The organism is uncultured Jatrophihabitans sp., from assembly GCF_964251945.1.
Taxonomy (GTDB): Bacteria; Actinomycetota; Actinomycetes; order Mycobacteriales; family Jatrophihabitantaceae; genus Jatrophihabitans.
Map to the genome: position 1 here is coordinate 100,379 of NZ_CAXULP010000007.1, position 15,467 is coordinate 115,845.

General features: G+C 71.4%; 14 protein-coding genes. 6 read left to right on the forward strand and 8 right to left on the reverse strand.

Annotated elements, in window-relative coordinates; translation table 11 throughout:
* Positions 1–26 precede the first annotated feature (26 nt).
* Positions 27–908: an aldo/keto reductase gene (locus tag ACFFBG_RS14460; RefSeq protein ID WP_375479894.1), complete on the forward strand. Its 882-nt coding sequence runs from the start codon at positions 27–29 to the stop codon at positions 906–908.
* Between the two features lie 83 nt (positions 909–991).
* On the opposite strand, the gene ACFFBG_RS14465 is transcribed toward ACFFBG_RS14460, so the two are convergent.
* The 4 genes from ACFFBG_RS14465 to ACFFBG_RS14480 all read right to left on the reverse strand — a co-directional run bounded on the left by ACFFBG_RS14465 (position 992) and on the right by ACFFBG_RS14480 (position 4,658).
* Entirely contained in the window at positions 992–1,615 is a 624-nt protein-coding gene (locus tag ACFFBG_RS14465) for an MBL fold metallo-hydrolase (protein WP_375479895.1), read from the reverse strand.
* Complete coding sequence (locus tag ACFFBG_RS14470; protein WP_375479897.1) at positions 1,612–2,712, reverse strand: S-(hydroxymethyl)mycothiol dehydrogenase; 1,101 nt, start codon at positions 2,710–2,712, stop codon at positions 1,612–1,614. Before ACFFBG_RS14470 ends, ACFFBG_RS14465 begins: the two co-directional genes overlap by 4 nt.
* Complete coding sequence (locus tag ACFFBG_RS14475; protein WP_375479899.1) at positions 2,709–3,233, reverse strand: YbhB/YbcL family Raf kinase inhibitor-like protein; 525 nt, start codon at positions 3,231–3,233, stop codon at positions 2,709–2,711. Before ACFFBG_RS14475 ends, ACFFBG_RS14470 begins: the two co-directional genes overlap by 4 nt.
* 96 nt (positions 3,234–3,329) lie before the next feature.
* Entirely contained in the window at positions 3,330–4,658 is a 1,329-nt protein-coding gene (locus tag ACFFBG_RS14480) for an esterase/lipase family protein (RefSeq protein WP_375479901.1), read from the reverse strand.
* A gap of 147 nt (positions 4,659–4,805) precedes the next feature.
* On the opposite strand from ACFFBG_RS14480, the gene ACFFBG_RS14485 reads away from it, so the two are divergent.
* Positions 4,806–6,248 (forward strand): NAD-dependent succinate-semialdehyde dehydrogenase, encoded by a 1,443-nt coding sequence (locus tag ACFFBG_RS14485; protein ID WP_375479903.1) that lies wholly within the window; start codon positions 4,806–4,808, stop codon positions 6,246–6,248.
* Between the two features lie 199 nt (positions 6,249–6,447).
* On the forward strand, positions 6,448–7,305 hold the full coding sequence (locus ACFFBG_RS14490) for a hypothetical protein (RefSeq protein ID WP_375479905.1): 858 nt from the start codon (positions 6,448–6,450) through the stop codon (positions 7,303–7,305).
* 165 nt (positions 7,306–7,470) lie between these two features.
* Here ACFFBG_RS14490 and ACFFBG_RS14495 read toward each other — a convergent pair whose 3' ends face one another.
* The gene (locus ACFFBG_RS14495; protein WP_375479907.1) at positions 7,471–8,187 is read right to left on the reverse strand and encodes an IclR family transcriptional regulator; all 717 of its coding nucleotides are present in this window, start codon (positions 8,185–8,187) and stop codon (positions 7,471–7,473) included.
* Between the two features lie 72 nt (positions 8,188–8,259).
* Here ACFFBG_RS14495 and leuC point away from each other — a divergent pair, with 72 nt between their 5' ends.
* The 3 genes from leuC (at position 8,260) to ACFFBG_RS14510 (ending at position 11,413) form a co-directional block, all read left to right on the forward strand.
* Positions 8,260–9,672: a 3-isopropylmalate dehydratase large subunit gene (gene leuC, locus ACFFBG_RS14500; protein WP_375479909.1), complete on the forward strand. Its 1,413-nt coding sequence runs from the start codon at positions 8,260–8,262 to the stop codon at positions 9,670–9,672.
* Positions 9,673–9,762: 90 nt separating this feature from the next.
* The gene (leuD, locus tag ACFFBG_RS14505) at positions 9,763–10,356 is read left to right on the forward strand and encodes a 3-isopropylmalate dehydratase small subunit (RefSeq protein ID WP_375479911.1); all 594 of its coding nucleotides are present in this window, start codon (positions 9,763–9,765) and stop codon (positions 10,354–10,356) included.
* Between the two features lie 118 nt (positions 10,357–10,474).
* Positions 10,475–11,413 (forward strand): HU family DNA-binding protein, encoded by a 939-nt coding sequence (locus ACFFBG_RS14510; RefSeq protein ID WP_375479913.1) that lies wholly within the window; start codon positions 10,475–10,477, stop codon positions 11,411–11,413.
* 196 nt (positions 11,414–11,609) lie between these two features.
* Here the strand turns inward: ACFFBG_RS14510 and ACFFBG_RS14515 are convergent, their stop codons facing one another.
* Genes ACFFBG_RS14515 through cofC form a run of 3 tightly spaced genes read right to left on the reverse strand, consistent with a single transcriptional unit; the run spans position 11,610 to position 15,336 of the window.
* Positions 11,610–12,491 carry an NUDIX domain-containing protein gene (locus tag ACFFBG_RS14515; RefSeq protein ID WP_375479915.1) on the reverse strand — a complete coding sequence of 294 codons (882 nt, stop codon included), beginning with the start codon at positions 12,489–12,491 and terminating at the stop codon, positions 11,610–11,612.
* 3 nt (positions 12,492–12,494) lie between these two features.
* Positions 12,495–14,654 carry an RNA degradosome polyphosphate kinase gene (locus tag ACFFBG_RS14520; RefSeq protein ID WP_375479917.1) on the reverse strand — a complete coding sequence of 720 codons (2,160 nt, stop codon included), beginning with the start codon at positions 14,652–14,654 and terminating at the stop codon, positions 12,495–12,497.
* Positions 14,655–14,688: 34 nt separating this feature from the next.
* Positions 14,689–15,336: a 2-phospho-L-lactate guanylyltransferase gene (gene cofC / locus ACFFBG_RS14525; RefSeq protein WP_375479919.1), complete on the reverse strand. Its 648-nt coding sequence runs from the start codon at positions 15,334–15,336 to the stop codon at positions 14,689–14,691.
* Positions 15,337–15,467: the final 131 nt, after the last annotated feature.

Sequence of the window (15,467 nt, forward strand, 5' to 3'; positions counted from 1 at the left end):
TGCCAGGTTGGGGTACTTGTGTAGGCATGACGACTGTTGACCTGCCAGCCAGCCAGTCCGGCGCCTTTGAGATCGCGGGAAAGCAGGTGAACCGGCTCGGCTTCGGCGCCATGCGCCTGACCGGCCAGGGCATCTGGGGGCCCCCGGCCGACCGCGACGAGTGCGTGAAAGTCGTCCGCCGCGCCGTCGAACTCGGCGTCACGTTCATCGACACCGCCGACTCCTATGGGCCCTACGTCAGCGAGGAGATCATCGCCGAGGCGCTGCACCCGTACCCGGAGGAGGTGCTCGTGGCGACGAAGGCGGGCCTCGTGCGCACAGGCCCGGACCAGTGGCTGCCGGTGGCTCGGCCGGAATACCTGCGCCAGCAGGTCGAGATGAGCCTGCGCCGGCTCAAGCTCGAGCGCATCGACCTCTTCCAGCTGCACCGCATCGACGCGAAGGTGCCGCTCGCGGACCAGATCGGCGCTCTGAAGAAGTTGCAGGAACAGGGCAAGATCGGCGCCATCGGGCTCTCTGAAGTCCAGCCGGACGAGATCGACGAGGTCCGCAAGATCGTCGAGGTCGCGACCGTGCAAAACCTCTACAACCTCGCTAACCGCAAGGCCGAGGACGTCGTCGACTACTGCGTGCGCGAGGGCATCGGGTTCATCCCGTGGTTCCCGATCGCGGCCGGCGACCTCGCCCGCGACGGCGGCCCGGTGGACGAGATCGCGAAGAAGCACGACGCCACGCCTGCCCAGGTGGCGCTGGCCTGGCTGCTCGGCCGCGCGCAGAACATCCTGCCGATCCCGGGCACGTCCAGCGTCCGGCATCTGGAGGAGAACGTCGCCGCCGCGCAGCTCTACGCGCGGCTCAGCCGGGACGAAATCAACGAGCTGACCAACGCCGACCCCGGCGGCGAGTGACCGCTCCGCGGGCGTCTCGGCACTCCGTCCGACCGGCCAGTTGATCACCAGGACCGGTCGGCTGCGGTGATAAGGACCCGGCGTCAGTCCGGGCGCTGCCAGCCGTCGGTGCCCGCCGCCTCGGCGCCGATCGTCGTGTCCGCGCCGTGCCCGGTGTGCACGACGGTGTCCGGCGGCAACGTCAGCAGCCGGCCGCGGATCGACTCGACGATCGTGTCGAAGTCGGAGTACGACCGGCCGGTCGCGCCCGGACCGCCGGCGAACAGCGTGTCCCCGGTGAAGACCGCGCCGAGGTCCTCGGACAGGTAGCAGACCGCGCCGGGGGAGTGCCCCGGCGTGTGCAGCACGTCGAGTTGCCGGTCGCCGACTGGGATCTGCTGGCCGTCCTCGAGCGGGTAGTACTCGCCGTCCGGATACGTCATCCGCCAGAGCGGCTCGTCGGCCGGGTGCAGATAGATCGGCGCGGCGTAGCGGTCGGACAGCTCGCGGGCCACGGTGACGTGGTCGTCGTGCGCGTGCGTGCACAGGATCGCCAGCAGCATCCGGTCGCCGATCAGCCCGGCGATGGGGCCGGCGTCGTGCGGGGCGTCGATCACGACGCACGCCCGGTGGTCGCCGATGACCCACACGTTGTTCTCGACGTCCCACGTGCCGCCGTCCAGGCTGAACGTGCCGCTCGTCGTCGTGTGATCCACGCGCAGGTTCATGTCTGGAACACCACGACCGAGCGCAGGACGTCGCCGGCGTGCATCTTCTCGAACGCGGCCTCGATGTCGTCGATGCCGATCTCCTCGCTGACGAACTTGTCCAGCGGCAGCCGGCTCTGCAGGTACAAGTCGATCAGCGCCGGGAAATCCCGCGACGGCAGGCAGTCGCCGTACCAGGACGACTTGAGCGAGCCGCCCCGGCCGAAGACGTCGATCAGCGGCAGCTCGAGCGCCGCCTGCGGGTTGGGCACGCCGACGAGCACGACGGTGCCGGCGAGATCGCGGGCGTAGAACGCCTGCTTGTACGTCGCCGGGATGCCTACGGCGTCGACGACGACGTCTGCGCCGAAGCCGCCGGTCAGCTCCTGCACGGCTTCGACGACGGCGTCCTGGTCCAGGCCAGTGGTGTTGACGGTGTGGGTGGCGCCGAAATCGCGCGCCCACTCGAGCTTCCGGTCGTCGAGGTCGAGCGCGATGATCGTGCCGGCGCCGACCAGCCGAGCGCCCGCGACCGCCGCCGAGCCCACGCCGCCGCAGCCGATGACGGCGATGCTCTGGCCGCGTTTGACCGCGCCGGTGTTGATCGCCGCGCCGATGCCGGCCATCACGCCGCAGCCCAGCAGTCCCGCGACCGTTGCCGGCGCCGCAGGGTCGACCTTGGTGCACTGGCCGGCGGCGACGAGCGTCTTCTCGGCAAACGCGCCGATGCCGAGCGCGGGCGACAGCTCGGTGCCGTCGTCGAGGGTCATCTTCGAACGAGCGTTGTGGGTGTCGAAGCAGTACTGCGGCTCGCCGCGCGAGCAGGCGCGGCACTGCCCGCACACCGCGCGCCAGTTCAGGATCACGAAGTCGCCGGGCGCGACGTCGATGACGTCCGGGCCGACGGCCTCGACGACGCCCGCGGCCTCGTGGCCGAGCAGGAACGGGAACTCGTCGTTGATGCCGCCCTCGCGGTAGTGCAGGTCGGTGTGGCACACCCCGCAGGCCTGGATCTTGACCAGCGCCTCGCCGGGACCGGGATCGGGGACGTTGATCGTGACGACCTCGACCGGCGCCTTGACGCTGCGCGCGATGACGCCTTGAACTTGTTGACTCATTCGGCGACCTCGTACTCGGCGACGAGGCGGGCCCGGCCGAGCGTATGGCTGAAGAGGTTGAAGCCGAGGAACGCTGGGGACGCCTCCGCCGGGATCTCCAGGCTCGGCACGTCCACGGCGTGCACGACCACGTGGTAGTGGTGCGTGCCGTGCCCGGGCGGGGGAGCGGCGCCGATGTAGCCCACCGTGCCGCCGTCGTTCTTCAACTCCACGGCGCCGTCGGGCATGCCTGCGCCGCTCGCGCCGCTTGGGAGTTCGGTGACCGACGCCGGGATGTTGAACGCCGCCCAGTGCCAGAAGCCGCTGGCCGTCGGCGCGTCCGGATCGTACACGGTGACGGCGTAGCTCTGCGTGCCCTCGGGCGCGCCGGACCACGACAGCTGCGGCGACACGTCGTCACCGCCCGCGCCGAAGACGCCGGACACCTGCGGCTTGTTCAGCGGCTGGCCGTGCGCGGCGTCCGCGCTGGTCACCTCGAACGTGGCGACGTCCGGGAGGTCGTCGTAGGGGTCCCTGCTCATCTCGCGCTCCTTCGCCGGCTGCTGCGTCTTCCGTCCGCTCTCGTACGCCAGCAGTCTTACCGCAGGCGACTCGGCGCGAGCCAGGCGGGCGACCGGTCAGCGCACGTCGCGGTCGCGGTCGCGCTGGCGGTCGCGGTCGCGCTGGCGCAGCGCGCGGCGGCGGCGCTTCGGCTCGCCGGCCGCGGAACCCGAGCCGTCAGCGCCGGCCAGCCACGAGCGCAGCTGGTCATAGACCATCCGGTCGGCCAACAGGTCGAAGTGGTGCTTGCGCCCGCCAAGGTGGAACATCCGATCCTCGGGAAACGGGATCGAGCGCGGCTTGCCGATTCCGTGCGCGCTGACGTGCTGCACGAGCAGGTCGGTGGCGAACACCCCGGCGGGCTCGCGGGACAGCGTCGCCGACGCGACGGAGTAGGCGACGCCCTCGAGCATCGTCGCGGGGGAGCAGCGGTCGGTCAGCTCGTCGAGGTCGAAGCCGAGCCAGTCCTGCTCGAGCACCGCGCCGTAGCGCAGATCCTTGATCCCGACGCTGCGCTGGTTGAGGAATCCGGCGAGCGGCCGCGTCTCCGGCAGCCGGGCGAGCCGGTGGGTCGCGCGGTTGACGAAGCGCTCGAGCGGCGCGCCGAGGTGCGGCGTGGCGAGCCCGACGATGTGCCGCAGCTTGTGCCGCCACGCGTAGCCAAGGGCGTCGGCCTGGTGCGCCGCGCTGCGGGCGATCAAGCCGCCGAGTGAATGTCCGACGAGCGCGATCTCGGTGACCTCGACCGGCCACTGCGACACGAGGTCCTCGAGCAGTTCGGCGAGCTCGCGCGCGTTGTGCGAGATGCGCAGGCCGGTGTTGAAGTTCAGATACAGCGGCGTCCAGCCGTCGTCGTCGCGCAGCATCGACCCGTAGGTGGCGCTTCGGTCGCCCCAGCGCTTCCCGGCCGCGAACGACCAGCACAGGTCCGTCTCGCACAGGCCGTGCGCGAAGATCACCAGCCGGCCGGTCGCGAGCCCCGACTCGTCGGCGTCGGCGGCGAGGTTCGCGGGCACCCGCCGCAGCCGGCCGCCGTGCAGGCGAATGCGCAGCTGCGGCGCGAGCGACGCGGCCTCTTCGGCCACCCGGTCGCCAATGACGCCGTTGACAGCGCCCAGGGCCAACCGCCCACGGGCAGTGTCGTGAGCGGAGTCCGCTGCAGGATCGGCGAAGGCGCTCGCGACCAGCGCGGCGGCCGGCGGCCCGTAGCGCACGCCGAGCTTGGTCGAGCCGTAGGCGATCGCCGCGACGCCGTCGTGCAGCACGCGGATCGGGCTGCCAGCGGCGCCCAGCAGCTCGAACATCCGCTCAGCGGCCGCTTTGTGCACGCCGTGCACAACGTCCGCGATCTCGCCGAGGGTGGTGCCGGCGAGCACTCCGGTGTCGCGCATCTCGTCCGGGCGCATAGGTGTCGCCTTTCGTGCCGTGGCTGCTCGCTCAGCCTCTCTTGCGATAGTGCACAGTCGTACACCCAAAGGGCAAGAGGGGCGGGCGGCGACGCGCGGCGACGCGCGGTGGCAAGCTCGAGGCCGACGACGACGGAGGTCACGCAGATGTCGGTTCCCGAGGGCACGCCAACCCAGCAGTTCATCGGCGGGAAGTGGGTGGACGGCTCGGCCGGCACGTTCGACGTGCTCGATCCGTCGACCGGCGAGGTCTTGTGCGCGGTGCCGCGGGCAGGCGTCGACGACGTCCGGCGAGCCGTCGATGCCGCGGCCGACGCGCAGGCGGGCTGGGCCGCGCTGGCCCCACGCGAGCGCAGCGAGATCCTGCGCGGCGCGTTCGAGCTGATGATCGAGCGCACGGAGCAGCTTGCTTACCTGATGTCGCTGGAAATGGGCAAGTCGTTGACCGACGCCCGCGGCGAGGTTGTCTACGCCGCCGAGTTCTTCCGCTGGTACGCCGAGGAGGCCGTCCGGGTGGGCGGCGAGGTGCGGATGGCGCCGTCCGGGGCGAACCGAATTCTCACCTTCCGCAAGCCGGTCGGCGTCTGCCTGTTGCTGACCCCGTGGAACTTCCCGGCCGCGATGGCGACACGCAAGATCGGCCCGGCGCTCGCCGCCGGCTGCGCGTTCGTGCTCAAGCCCGCCGAGGACACCCCGCTGACCGCGCTGGTGCTCGCGCAGATTCTCGCCGAGGCCGGCGCGCCGGACGGCGTCGTCAACGTGCTCACCAGCGACAAGCCCGGCGAGCTCGTCGAGGCCGCGCTCGGCGACGACCGGGTGCGCAAGCTGTCGTTCACGGGGTCGACCGGCGTGGGCCGCGCGCTGCTGAAGCAGGCGGCCGACCGCGTCGTCAACTCCTCGATGGAGCTGGGCGGAAACGATCCGTTCATCGTGCTCGACGACGCCGACCTCGACGCCGCGGTCGACGGCGCGATGCTGGCGAAGATGCGCAACGGCGGCCAGGCGTGCACGGCGGCCAACCGGTTCCTCGTCGCCGAATCCGTCGCCGACGAGTTCGCCGCCAAGCTGGCCGACCGGATGGGCGCGCTCACGATGGGCCCCGGCACCTCGCCGGACACCGAGATCGGGCCGATGATCAACCGCAAGGCCGTCGACGGCATCGCCGACAAGGTGTCGCGCACGGTCGACGCCGGCGCCAAGGCCGTCATCGGCGGGTCGGCGGTCGAGGGCGCGGGCTTCTTCTACCCGCCCACCGTGCTCACCGGCGTGCCGCGGGATTCCGCGGTCGCGGTGGAGGAAGTGTTCGGTCCGGTCGCGCCGATCATCACGATCCGCGACGACGAGGACGCCCTGGCGATCGCGAACTCGTCGGAATTCGGGCTCACCGGCTACGTCTACACCGGCGACCTGGCCCGCGGCCTGCGGGTGTGCGAGCGGCTCGAGGTCGGCATGGTCGGGCTCAACCGCGGACTGGTGTCCGATCCGGCGGCGCCGTTCGGCGGGGTGAAGCAGTCGGGTCTGGGCCGCGAGGGCGGTTTCGAGGGCATCGACGAATACCTCGAGACGACCTACGTCGCCACGAACTGGTAGCCGTTCGCACCCCTCGCCCGTCGCTGCTGACAGTGGTCATTTTCAGCGTCGGTGGGCGCGGCCAGGCGACCACTGACGGCGGTAAATGACCACTGTCGCGGATCCGCGGGCAGCGGGCGCGCCTGTGGACAGACAGGCGGCTGTCCACAGACGACCCCAGGCCGCGCGGTCGACGACCTGCCGCACCGACAATCGGCACATGGACGACGCGCTGGTTCGCATCGCGCGCGGTTGTCACGCCCCCGCGGATCAGGCCGATGAGCTCGCGGGACGGTGCATCGCAGCCTTGGCGACCTCGGCGCCGGACAGCGTGATCGCGTCGGTCACGGCGGCCCGGCTGCACGGCCTGTGGCTGCCCGACGATTTGCCGGCCACGGTGCACATTGCGACGGCGTCACTCGGGGTCGCCGGCAGGGCGATGACCAGGACACGTCGACCCGAATTCGTCGCGCACCGCTTTCAGCTGCGGCCAGCAGACATCGCGCGGGTCGACGGCGTCGCGGTGACCTCGCTGGCGCGGACCTGGCGCGACCTTGCCCGCGAGCTGTCCCTGCCGGACCTCGTCGCGGCGGGGGATAGCGCGCTCCGGCTCGGCGTGACGGCGGAGCAACTGCGAGACGTCATCGACGCCGGCTCTCAACGACACCGGGCGAACCGCGCGCGGGCGGCTCTCGCCCTACTCGACAAGCGGTCGCGCTCGCGACCGGAAAGCCATCTTCGTGTCGCGATCAGCGGGCCGGACATGCCTCGCTTCGAAGTCAACGAATCGGTCTACCGCGAGGAGGGCGGTTGGCTGGCCGAGCCGGACCTGTCGCTGGCGCCTGCGCGCATCGCGCTCGAATATCAAGGCGCCGACCACGCCGGACTGCCGCGGATGCGCAAGGACATCACCCGCTTCACCGACCTGCGCCGGGCGCACTGGCTGGTGCTCCCGTTCGGGCCGGCCGAGGTGTTCAGCCGGCCGTGGCAGATCAAGCCGGAGCTGCGCCAGCTCATCGCGGAGCGCGCGCCGCACGTGCTGCCTGCCCGCCGCGGCCGACGCAGCATGGCCGCCTAGCTGACGGTGTAGAACGAGTGCCGGCGTCGCCCGTGTCCACGACAGTGGTCAGTTTGGTCGGACAGTGGTCACGTACGAGCGCCCACCGATCGCAGAACTGACCACTGTCGAAGGGTAGGGGTCCTGGTACGACCCATCCGGCGGGCGGCGAGTGCCGCGAGTCGCTCAGGCGAGTGCGGCGACGATGCGGCGGGCGCCGGCCATCAGCACCGGCGCGAAGCGGGCGCCAGGGGAGCGTCCCAGCCGCTCGATCGGCCCGGAGATCGAGACGGCGGCTAGCAGCTCGCCGGCCGACGTCAGGACGGGCGCGGACACCGACGCCACGCCCGCCTCGCGTTGCGCGACGGACTGCGCCCAGCCGCGCCGGCGCACGTCGGCCAGCGTCCGGGCGGCGAATTCAGCCTGCACGGGCAGGTCGAGCGCGGCGTCGGACCAGGCGAGCAGCACCTGCGCGCCGGAGCCCGCGGTCAGCGGCAGCCGCGAGCCGACCGGAACCGTCGTGCGCAGCCCGTGCGAGCGCTCCGCGGCCGCGACGCACACCCGCTCCGACCCGTCGCGGCGGTAGAGCTGCGCGCTCTCGCCGCACTCGTCGCGAATCCACGCGAGCACCGGCGCCGCGGCCGAGACGAGCGGGTCGGGCAGCGCGGCGGCGAGTTCGGCGACCCGCGGGCCGAGCAGGAACCGGCCCTCCACGTCGCGGGCGAGCAGCCGGTGCGCCTCGAGCGCGACCGCCAACCGGTGCGCGGTCGCGCGCGGCAGCGCAGTGGCCGCGACGAGGTCCGACAGCGAGCGCGGCTCGACGGCCGCCGCGGTGAGAATCGCGACCGTCTTGTCCACGACGCCGATTCCGCTCACCGCGCTCGCGCTGCTAGACTGTCCCACACAGCGATACTACGGTCTCGTATCGTGAGATAACAACATCGGGCTGACGCGCCCGGCGCAAGGAGGCACGGCATGGGCAAGACGCTCGCCGAGAAGTTGTGGGACAGCCACCTCGTCCGCTCCGCCGCCGGCGAGCCAGACCTCCTCTACATCGACATGCACCTCATCCACGAGGTGACCAGCCCGCAGGCCTTCGACGGGCTGCGCCTGGCCGAACGCCCCGTGCATCGGCCGGACCTGACGCTCGCCACCGAGGATCACAACACCCCGACGGACTACACGCTGCCGCTGCTCGGCACCAGCGCGATCACCGACGAGATCAGCCGCACCCAGATCGAGACGCTGCGCCGCAACTGCGCGGAGTTCGGCATCCGGCTCTATCCGATGGGCGACGTCGAGCAGGGCATCGTGCACGTCATCGGCCCGCAGTTGGGGATCACCCAGCCGGGCATGACGATCGTCTGCGGCGACTCGCACACCTCGACGCACGGCGCGTTCGGCGCGCTCGCGTTCGGCATCGGGACCAGCCAGGTCGAGCACGTGCTGGCCACCCAGACGCTGCCGATGGACCGGCCGAAGACGATGGCCGTCACCGTCGACGGCGAGCTGCCCGACGGCGTCACGCCGAAGGACGTCATCCTCGCCGTCATCGCCAAGACCGGCACCGGCGGTGGGCAGGGCTACATGGTCGAGTACCGCGGCTCGGTGTTCGAGGGCATGTCCATGGAAGGCCGCATGACGGTCTGCAACATGAGCATCGAGTGGGGCGCGCGGGCCGGCATGATCGCCCCCGACCAGACGACGTTCGACTACCTGCACGGCCGCGACCACGCGCCGAAGGGCGCCGAGTGGGACGACGCGGTCGAATATTGGTCGAGCCTGCGCACCGACGACGACGCCGAGTTCGACGCCGAGGTCACCCTGGACGCGCGCACGTTGACGCCGTTCGTCACCTGGGGCACCAACCCGGGGCAGGGCGCGCCGCTCGACGCGAGCGTCCCGGACCCGGCCGGTTTCGCCGACGAGTCCGACCGCGTCGCGGCCGAGAAAGCGCTGGCGTACATGGGATTGACGGCCGGGACGCCGCTGCGCGAGATCAAGGTCGACACGGTCTTTGTCGGCTCCTGCACCAACGGCCGCATCGAGGATCTGCGAGCGGCCGCGGCGGTGCTGGCCGGCCGGCGGGTCGCCGACGACGTCCGGGTGCTCGTCGTCCCCGGCTCGATGCGGGTGCGCCAGCAGGCAGAGCAGGAGGGGCTAGACGCGATCTTCACCGCGGCCGGCGCCGAATGGCGGCAGGCGGGCTGCTCGATGTGCCTCGGCATGAATCCCGATCAGTTGGCGCCGGGCGAGCGCAGCGCGTCCACGTCCAACCGCAACTTCGAAGGCCGGCAGGGCAAGGGCGGCCGAACCCACCTGGTGTCGCCGCTGGTCGCCGCCGCCACCGCGGTCGCCGGCCACCTCGCCAGCCCGGCGGACCTCTAACGCACCCGAGTTGTCCTCGCCTGGACGGTCGTCAGCCCGGCGAGGCGAGGACAACTTTGACAAGAAGACGGCGGGAAGGACCCCAGCTAGATGGACAAGTTCACGGTGCACACCGGCCGCGCGGTTCCGCTGCGGCGCAGCAACGTCGACACCGACCAGATCATCCCTGCGGTGTACCTGAAGCGGGTGACGCGCACCGGCTTCGAGGACGGCCTGTTCAACGCGTGGCGGGCGAACGAGCCAAACTTCGTGCTGAACCAGCCGCAGTACGCCGGCGCGACGGTGCTCGTGGCCGGACCGGACTTCGGCACCGGCAGCTCGCGCGAGCACGCGGTGTGGGCGTTGCTGGACTACGGCTTCAAAGTCGTCATCTCGCCGCGGTTCGGCGACATCTTCCGCGGCAACTCTCTCAAGGCCGGACTGCTCACGGTGCAGCTGCCGGAGAAGATCGTGCAGCGGCTGTGGGACGACGTCGAGGAAGCTCCGGCTAGCGAGGTGACCATCGACCTCGTCGAGCGGAATGTCCGCTGGGCAGGGGAGATCCACGACTTCGCGCTCGACGACTACACCCGCTGGCGGCTCATGGAAGGCCTCGACGACATCGGGCTCACCCTGCGGCACACCGACGACGTCGAGCGGTACGAAGCGGTTCGAAAGCCGTGGCTGCCGACCGTCGCCAGCTGAATTCTGGAAAGAAATTCCCTACAGCGTAGGCGGTTCGCGTTGTCCGCAGGCGTTGTTGGCTCTAGCGTGACTTCCCGGACCGACCATGGTGGTCGAGCAGTTCGTCCCTGGAGGACACGTGCCCAACAAGGCTCAGTTCATCGATCAGCTCGCTGAGCGCCTCGACGTTGATCGCAAGCGCGCAGCGGTGGCGCTCGACGCGGTGATCGACAGCGTGTACGCCGCGATCTCGCGCGGCGAGCGCGTCGCGATCACCGGCTTCGGCGTATTCGAGCGGCGCGAGCGCGCCGCCCGCACCGCGCGCAACCCCGCGACGGGCGCCCGCGTCAGCGTGGCCGCGCAGCGCGTCGTCGCGTTCCGCCCCGGCACCGAGTTCCGCGAGATCGCCAGCGGCGCCCGCGAGTTCACGCAGGAGCGGACCGCCCGGGCTCAGGCCGCGGTGAAGACCGCCGCCGACGCGGTGCGGGATGCGCCGGGTCGGGCTGCCGCGGTGGTGCGCGACGCGCAGGACCGCGCCGCGTCTGCCGTGCAGGACGCCGTCGAGGCTGTCCGCGAGGCGCCTGGCAAGGCGGCCGCGGCGGTCAAGAGCACGCCGGTCGTCAAGCAGGCGCAGAAGTCCGCGAAGAAGGCCGCCAAGAAGGCCCAGCGCCAGGCGGACGCCGCGAAGAAGGCGGCGGCGACGAAGGCTGAACCGGCTAAGAAGGCGGCGGCGAAGAAGGCCGAGCCAGCTAAGAAGGCGGCGAAGAAGGCCGCGAAGAAGGCGGCTGCGAAGTCCGCGCCAGCTAAGAAGTCGGCGGCCAAGAAGGCCGCGCCAGCCAAGAAGGCCGCGAAGAAGTCCGCGCCGGCGAAGAAGTCCACTGCAAAGACGTCGGCGCCGGCGACGAAGACCGCAGCGGCCAAGAAGCTGGCGGCGAAGAAGTCGGCGCCGGCAACGAAGTCCGCCGCGGGCAAGAAGTTGGCGGCGAAGTCCGCGCCGGCGACGAAAGCGGCGAAGTCCGCGCCGGCCAAGAAGGCGACCAAGAAGGCCGCGAAGAAGGCGCCAGCTAAGAAGGGCTGACCCGCAGCCGCCAGTCCCGGTCGGTTGTCTTTGCCTCGTGGCGGCGTCGCGCCCGGCGTGTCACGCCGCTACGGGGCCGACCGGCGAGCGCCCGCCGGGCCCCGGCTGCCGTCGAAGCTGCCGGCTGCCGGCGAAGCTCCCGGCGAAGCTGCCGGCTGCCGGCGAAGCTCCCGTCGAAGCTGCTGACGAACGCCGCTCAGCGGGCGGCGTGCGGGTAGTAATCCGCGGCCACGGCGGCGCCGTCGACGATCGACAACACCCAGGCGGCGCCCTTCCTGGTGTCGGTCGGCCGGACGCCGCGCACCACCCGGTCGAGCAGGCCGGGGATGGCGGTGCCCTGGCTCGACACCACGGTCACCTGCCCAGGCTTGGCAAGCGCGAGCAACGCGGTCTCGGCCGCTTCCGGCGTCGACTCGTACCCGAGGTCGCCGAAGACCGGGTCGACTTCGATCGGCACCCCGGACGCGTTGGCGAACGGCCGCACGGTGTCCACGCAGCGCACCGGCTCGGCGGAGATCACCCGGTCCGGGCCGAAGACCTGCAAGAAGCCGGCCAGACGAGCCGCCTGCAGCTCGCCCACGGAGTCGAGCGGGCGCAGCGCGTCGTCGCCGCGCCACTCGCCGCGCTTGCCGGCCTTCGCATGCCGGACGAGCACGATCACCGATTCGGGCAGCGGCACGGCGGCGAAGTCGGCGAGGATCTGCCGCTCCAGCGAGTAGGTCAGCCGGTCGTGCGCATCGACAGGAGGCAGCCATTCCACGGCGTCCACCTCGTTGCTCGGGCGGAAGTCGCCGCCGACGTGCCGCATCACCCAGAAGGTGCTGCGTTTGCGCGCCGCGCCGATGTCGTAACCCACGCTGCCGAGCAGGCGGGACACGACCACGTCAGCGCCGATCTCCTCGCGCACCTCGCGCACCGCCGCGGCGAGTTCGCTCTCGCCGCGCTCGAGCTTGCCTTTGGGCAGCGACCAGTCGTCGTAACGCGGCCGATGGACGACGGCGACCTCGAGCCGGCCGTCTTGTATGCGCCACACGGCGCCGCCTGCCGCGCGGACGTCTGGCGAACCCTGCTTCGCCACGGCTTACTCGCCGCGGCCGGCGAGCCGTCGCATCAGCAGCTCCTGGTAGTCGGTCCGCGCGCCGTCCGAGCGCCGCCACGAGCCGTTGGCCTGCAGATCCCAGGCCTCGGTGTCGTCGTCGAACGCGGCGTCCAGGCACGTCTCGAGATGGGCGCGCGCCTGCTTCTCGCGCACCTGCGTCAGCACCTCGACGCGTCGGTCGAGATTGCGGTGCATGAGATCGGCCGAGCCGATCCAGTACTCGGGATCGCCGTCGCCGCCGAACTGGTAGACGCGCGAGTGCTCGAGGAAGCGGCCGAGGATCGAGCGCGCGCGGATGTTCTCCGACAGCCCCGGCACGCCGGCGCGGATCGTGCAGAACGTGCGCACCAGCAGCTCGACGCGCACACCAGCCTGCGAGGCGCGATACAGCGCGTCGATCGTCTGCTCGTCGACGAGGTGGTTTGTCTTGAACCGGATCAGCGCCGGGCGGCCTTCGCGGGCGAGGAGCATCTCGCGCTCGATGCGGGTGATCAGCCCCGACCGGATGCCCTGTGGCGCCACGAGCAGCGAGCGGTACTCGGTCTGGCGCGAGTAGCCGGTCAGCACGTTGAACAGGTCGGTGAGATCGGCGCAGACGTCGGCGTCGGCGGTGAACAGCGCGAGGTCCTCATACATCCGCGCGGTCTTCGGGTTGTAGTTGCCCGTGCCGATGTGCGCGTAGCGGCGGATCTGGTTGCCTTCCTGGCGCACCACCAGCGCGGTCTTGCAGTGCGTCTTGAGCCCGACGAAGCCGTACACCACGTGGCAGCCGGCGCGTTCCAGCGCACGGGCCCACTTGATGTTCGCCTGCTCGTCGAATCGCGCTTTGATCTCCACCAGCGCCACGACCTGCTTGCCGGCGGCCGCCGCGTCGATCAGCGCGTCGACGATCGGCGAGTCGCCGGACGTGCGGTAAAGCGTCTGCTTGATCGCGAGGACTCGCGGGTCGGCGGCGGCCTGCTCGATGAAGCGTTGCGTGCTGGTCGCGAACGACTCGTACGGGTGGTGGACGAGCACGTCGCCGTCGCGCAGCGTGGCGAACACCGACTTCGGCGTCTCGCCCTCGGCAAAGCTGGGATGGGTGGCCGGGACGAACGGCCGCTCCTTCAGCTTGGGCCGGTCGACGTCGTAGACCTGATGCAGGGCGCTGAGGTCGAGCAGGCCGGGCACCCGCAGCACGTCGTCGGGATCGATCTGGATCTCGCTGGCAAGCAGTCCGACAACCGCCTCGTCGATGTCGTCGGTGACCTCGAGCCGCACCGCCGGACCGAAGCGGCGGCGCATCAGCTCGCGCTCCAGGGCCTGCAGCAGGTCTTCGTCGCGGTCTTCCTCGACCTCGACGTCGGCGTTGCGGGTGACCCGGAAGACGTGGTGCTCGACGACTTCCATGCCGGGGAACAGCATCGACAGGTGCGCCGCGATCAGGTCCTCGAGCGGCAGGAACTCCGCCTCTTCCGCGCTGCGCGAGACCACCACGAAGCGCGGGACGTTGTTCGGCACCTTCACCCGGGCGAAGCGCTGCACCTCGCCGTCCGGGTCGCGGACGAGCACCGCCAGATTGAGCGAGAGGCCGGAGATGTAGGGAAACGGATGCGACGGGTCGACCGCGAGCGGGGTGAGCACCGGGAAGACCTGGGCCTCGAAGTACTCGGCCAGCCGCGCGCGCTCCTCGTCGTCGAGGGCGTCCCAGCGCCGGATGTGCACGCCCTCGCGCTCCAGGGCGGGGTTGACGTCGTCACGGAAGCATCGGGCGTGCTGCTCGACCAGCTCGCGGATCCGGGTGGACAGGACGTCGAGGACGCGCCGGGTCGAGCGCCCGTCGGCAGAAGTGACCTGGATGCCCATGTCCGCGCGGCGCTTCAGGCCGGCGATGCGGACCATGTAGAACTCGTCGAGATTGCTGGCGAAGATCGCGAGGAACTTCAGCCGCTCGAGCAGCGGCTGCGCCGGGTCCTCGGCCAGCGCGAGCACCCGGGCGTTGAACGCCAGCCAGGACAGCTCGCGGTTGCTGAACCGGTCGTCGGGCAGGTCGTCGACGTGTTCGGCGACCCCGTCGAGGTCGTCGTCCGGGATCGTGTCGGACAGCTCGTACGGGGGCGCGTGCGGGTGCTGGCGGCCAGGCGCGGCGGACTCGATGCTCATCCTTCGGCCGCCGGGCGCGGACTGCGAGCTGCGCTCATCCGGCCATCATGCCCGGCGAAGTTGAACTGGGCGTGATCTGCGGGCCGACGAGCGCGGCGGTGGCCGTCCCCACGCCCAGCGCGAGAGCGGCGGCGAGGTCGGCGGCGGTGTCGACGTCGGTCCGCAGCCCGGGGCCGGCCGCGAGCGGGGCGGCGATCGCCGCGTGCCGCGCCGCCGATCCGGCCCCGAACGCGGGCTGCAGTTCGACGCCGGGCCGGCTGGTGAGCAACGTCGTGCCGGTGCCCGCCGCGTCCGCGACGTACCCGCGCGGATGGCCCGCGGCGGCGCCCAACGCGCTGGCCAGCTCGCCTGGACGCAGCGCGGGCAGGTCGCCGAGCAACGCCGCCACGCCGTCGTCCGGCCAGCGGGCCGCGGCGTGCGCGGCGCCCTCGCGCAGCGCGGCGTTCAGACCCGGCGCGCGTTGAACCAAGACCTCAGCGCTCGGCAGGCCGACGGCGGCAGGCAGCTGGTCCACGACGAGCAGCACCCGGCTGACTCCGTCGGCGGCGTGCGCGGCCGCCTCGGTGTCGGCGCGGATCGCCTCGACCAGCCGGCGGTGCTCGGACGAGTCCGCGCTGGCCGGCAGCAGACGGGATTTGGCGGCGGGCAGCGCCTTGACCGGGAGTAGGACGGTCCACCGCACAGTGGTCGAGTCTAGGAACAAGTTTCGCCGGGCGCCGCGGGTCGAGTGGCCGGGACCTGCCGCGCCCATGCGGCAGACTGCACCCAGGTCGCGGCGGGTCGAGCGCGCGGCCCCACGAAGACGGGAGATTC

What these genes read in the sequence shown, in the direction of transcription:
- ACFFBG_RS14460 (WP_375479894.1), top strand. Translation starts at nt 27, where the DNA reads ATGACGACTGTTGACCTGCCAGCCAGCCAGTCCGGCGCCTTTGAGATC.
- ACFFBG_RS14465 (WP_375479895.1), bottom strand. Translation starts at nt 1,615, where the DNA reads ATGAACCTGCGCGTGGATCACACGACGACGAGCGGCACGTTCAGCCTG.
- ACFFBG_RS14470 (WP_375479897.1), bottom strand. Translation starts at nt 2,712, where the DNA reads ATGAGTCAACAAGTTCAAGGCGTCATCGCGCGCAGCGTCAAGGCGCCG.
- ACFFBG_RS14475 (WP_375479899.1), bottom strand. Translation starts at nt 3,233, where the DNA reads ATGAGCAGGGACCCCTACGACGACCTCCCGGACGTCGCCACGTTCGAG.
- ACFFBG_RS14480 (WP_375479901.1), bottom strand. Translation starts at nt 4,658, where the DNA reads ATGCGCCCGGACGAGATGCGCGACACCGGAGTGCTCGCCGGCACCACC.
- ACFFBG_RS14485 (WP_375479903.1), top strand. Translation starts at nt 4,806, where the DNA reads ATGTCGGTTCCCGAGGGCACGCCAACCCAGCAGTTCATCGGCGGGAAG.
- ACFFBG_RS14490 (WP_375479905.1), top strand. Translation starts at nt 6,448, where the DNA reads ATGGACGACGCGCTGGTTCGCATCGCGCGCGGTTGTCACGCCCCCGCG.
- leuC (WP_375479909.1), top strand. Translation starts at nt 8,260, where the DNA reads ATGGGCAAGACGCTCGCCGAGAAGTTGTGGGACAGCCACCTCGTCCGC.
- leuD (WP_375479911.1), top strand. Translation starts at nt 9,763, where the DNA reads ATGGACAAGTTCACGGTGCACACCGGCCGCGCGGTTCCGCTGCGGCGC.
- ACFFBG_RS14520 (WP_375479917.1), bottom strand. Translation starts at nt 14,654, where the DNA reads ATGAGCATCGAGTCCGCCGCGCCTGGCCGCCAGCACCCGCACGCGCCC.